The 3,470-nt window shown below is 39.7% G+C and carries 5 protein-coding genes and 1 pseudogene; all 6 read right to left on the bottom strand.

Annotated features, from left to right (window positions below; translation table 11 throughout):
- On the bottom strand, positions 1-653 hold a 653-nt coding region (locus ACFIKO_RS08885; RefSeq protein WP_375673825.1), incomplete at its 3' end, for a phage terminase large subunit family protein.
- Positions 643-1,212: a hypothetical protein gene (locus ACFIKO_RS08880; RefSeq protein WP_375673824.1), complete on the bottom strand. Its 570-nt coding sequence runs from the start codon at positions 1,210-1,212 to the stop codon at positions 643-645. The genes ACFIKO_RS08885 and ACFIKO_RS08880, both read right to left, overlap by 11 nt.
- Before the next feature lie 368 nt (positions 1,213-1,580).
- Positions 1,581-2,165 carry a hypothetical protein gene (locus tag ACFIKO_RS08875; protein ID WP_375673823.1) on the bottom strand — a complete coding sequence of 195 codons (585 nt, stop codon included), beginning with the start codon at positions 2,163-2,165 and terminating at the stop codon, positions 1,581-1,583.
- Positions 2,166-2,168: 3 nt separating this feature from the next.
- Positions 2,169-2,489, bottom strand: a complete 321-nt coding sequence (locus ACFIKO_RS08870; protein WP_375673826.1) for a hypothetical protein — start codon at positions 2,487-2,489, stop codon at positions 2,169-2,171.
- A 334-nt stretch (positions 2,490-2,823) separates the two neighbouring features.
- The gene (locus ACFIKO_RS08865) at positions 2,824-3,366 is read right to left on the bottom strand and encodes a hypothetical protein (protein WP_375673821.1); all 543 of its coding nucleotides are present in this window, start codon (positions 3,364-3,366) and stop codon (positions 2,824-2,826) included.
- Between the two features lie 11 nt (positions 3,367-3,377).
- Positions 3,378-3,470, bottom strand: a pseudogene (locus tag ACFIKO_RS08860) (single-stranded DNA-binding protein); the annotation flags it as partial.

The raw sequence follows: 3,470 nt of genomic DNA, 5'->3' as shown, positions 1-3,470 counted from the left end.
GGTGTGGACAATTTAAAAATCTTTCTCTGCACAAAGGTTGAGGTTCGCTTTTCAGCAATCATCACCGGATCACCTTCATTATCGACATTCAATGGGTAAGCATCGACTTCATCCAAAACCAAATAGCGAATAGGAGAAGAACGCAAACCAGCAGCACTATTTGCTCCGGTAATCATCAACGTTCCCCCATAAAATTCCTTTGAAAACATTGTATTTCCACTGTCTCGTGCACGAGCAGGGGCAATGCGTTCACTTAAAGCAGGGCTAGCTGAAATCATAGGATCAAGACGAGACTTTGACAGTTTCTTAGCTGTCTCAACTGTCGGCATCACATACAGTGCCGGTCCTGGACTATGATGAATGGCATAACCACAAAAGTTCAACGCTGCTTCCGACATTCCAACCTGTGCCCCTTTCATCACAATGGTTGTTTCAGTCGGATCATAAACAGAAAGATTATCCATGATCTCTCGTAAATAGGGGGTGCGTATAGTCCTCCATAATCCAGGCTCAGCACTCGTAACTGTGCTCAAATAACGATTTTTATCAGCCCACTGGGAAACAGTATAAGGCGGGTCAGGACGACGTCCTTCATTCGCATAGCAAAAAAAGAGCCCAGCACCAGAGAATGGGGGAGAAGCATCATTTGTCATGTTCTGGATTCTCTTCTAAAATGTTGGGATCGTGAAAAGAAATAGGGACGACATTTTCCATTAAAGCTTTGCGTATATGATGATCGATAGCTCCAATAAGGCTCGCAGCATCACATCCCACTTGCGCCGCAATTTCAGCACCAAAGCGATAGGCAAAATTGAGCATTGTATCTCGATGCGCTCTTCCAAAGTTCCATGCTTCTTTTCTCACTTCTTCACGATCAACAGTTGTTTCGCGTAACTTTTCCAGAGCAATCTTTTCTTTTGCTAGCGCAACTTGCATTCGCTCCAGTTTTATCTTGTATTCGTTGGCTCCATCTGTGGAGGCTTGTTTGATCTTTGTTCGCGGTTGTCCATCAGGCGCTAAAAGTGAAGCAGGGCGCTTTGTTGGATTCTCATTCCAGATGCTTGTGGCAAGCGCTTCATTGACAGAACCATCTTCAAAAAGAGCTGCATCAAATTTACCTGTCTTTATCCGAGAAACCACCGCATTATGTGAAACACCCATCTTTTTTGCAAACGCACGAACCGATAGACCCTTACGCGTTTTCTTATTCATAGTTGCTCCTTGCCTTGATTTTTTTCTCATCTTGAGGAACGGGGCTTTCGGCGTACCAAGAAAGAAAGCTTTACATCACGAACTGAAAAACGGGCTTCAATGCGATAAGGAGACATTTTACATATCATACTGTACACACTAAAATCATTATTTATCAATAAGTTAAGTGTACAATGTACAGTCAATTTGAAAATTCTGTCGCTAGCGATAGTTCGCGCTCGCCTGCCCCGCAACGAAGCCAACCCGCTGGGAAGTACCTTTTGCATTGATTTTATTACATTTTTTCTGGAGAAAACCAAAGCGCAAGTGATAATCTGCTTTAAAAATTACAATTAAAGTGAGTAGTGTGATGACATAGCTTAAGAACATTATTTAGCTTTCTTATTGACGGCATATTCTTGACGAGCAAGTTGGTACTGTATATTGGCAATTAATCTCTCATTGGCTTTTTTTATAATAGCACTTGCAATCTCTGGTTTGGACATCACTCCAGCAATTGAGGGTCCGTCTTGTTTTGCAATAGGGAATTGATCTCCATCCGCTCTTTGAAAAACATTCCCATTCAGCTTTTTTAATTCAACACGCTTTGGAAAACTCCCACCTTTGATAAAAGCATGGGGTAAGATTTCTTTCTTTCCAAACATTTTGTATGTTACGCCGCGTTTTGTTTCTTTTGCTTTAAAAAATTTAAGAGGTATCGGTGTTCCAGAACCAATGATATCTGTCTCAAGAAACCTTGCTGTTGCCTTTTCTTTAATATAAACACCTCTTCTTATACGCTTTATTTGGGCTGATGAGATGTCTGCAACTTGCTTTTCAGTAAAGCGTTCAACTTGTTTTGCTGCAGTGTTTAGAGCATTACGCAGAGCCCAATTAAGGCGTGGTGCTTGAAGACTGGTGAAGGTATCCTTCACCTGTTGAAGATACCATTTTTGGTGGATGATTAACTTCAACTTCTAAGCCTTTTTGGGAGTAGGTGTTGATGACTTAGAAGCTTTAGATGCTTTTGGCTGTTCGAGTGGAATTTCCTCTGTCACTGGTTCAGACGATGTTTGTACGGCTTCTTGTTTTATCTGCTTAATTTGTTCAACTGCCTTGTCTGTTTTTGCTGTTGTCTTGACTCCAACAAAAGGTTTTACAGCATTAGCGCGCTTGAGACGTGCGTAGACTTGATTGGAAACTTCAACAAATGGATTATTGGGTGTTGATGGTTCAAAGCGAACAGTGCTTTTATTGTCTCCAACAACACACATTGGCTTAGTGATGACAGCTTTCATCATTGCTCCTTTTGCGTCATAATTAATGACATCATTAGTCAATTATTGATTTTTGTTATTTGAAAAATAGATTAGTCAGAATTACCCAGAAAACAGGGCTTTCTAGCCACGTTTCAAGATCACATTTTACTAAATTTTTAGAGGATATTTTTGAATTTTGGACGCAATTCGACCAGTACAGCAGCGTCATTAAATACGACTTTTCACATATTGTCAACAAAAAAATCAATATATTGTGTTTTTTTTATTTTTTTACCTAAATATGCTGCTTTACAAACAAATGATGCAAATATTCCGTTCCCAAAAATCGTTTATACGTTAAAGCATTTACCATTTATTTTTTTGGATAAAAATACTTCTGGAGAGCATTTAGAGCAATACGCAAAGAACTAACAAGATGTGGTAATGTTTGGTTTTCTATAACAAGATGTTGTATCGCGGCATAAAGATTATACTGTCTATAGAGGTGTTGTGCTTCTTTGATAGCCTCTTGCATGTTTGAAAACTGTTCTGTTGCAAATTTAATCCATTTTTCTTTTGCTGTCTCATCAGAAGATGAGGGCATTTTATCATAAACAGCACTTGGCAAACCTTTTGCACACGAATAGTCATTTTTCACTTCAAGATATTTTTGCGCAGCATCATATTGGTCTTGATTGATTTCGCCTTGCAAATAAAGCCGCCCGATATAGGTACCGGAAAGCGGATTTTTAGCCTCTTCTATGGTCAAGTCAAAGCGTTTGGCACGCATTTCAATTGCCAATTTATCCATGGGTTCATGCGGTGTTTTTGCTCGTGAGATACGTCCATTTGGTTCTCTGATACATCCTTTAATCCGTGGACGACCGCGTTTTGCACGTTTTTTTCTTTTTGTCATATTTTTTTCAATCAGAATGGTATGCACTCATTATTAATGAGTGCACTATGATCAGCAGCCCCTGAAGCGATAGCATAATTTTGAGAAGTAATAGGTGAAGGGGT

The organism is Bartonella sp. TS82HLJMH (genome assembly GCF_042193495.1).
Lineage (GTDB): Bacteria > Pseudomonadota > Alphaproteobacteria > Rhizobiales > Rhizobiaceae > Bartonella > Bartonella grahamii.
Note: the sequence above shows the minus strand (reverse complement) of the source record. Positions and strands in the feature narration are given on the sequence as shown.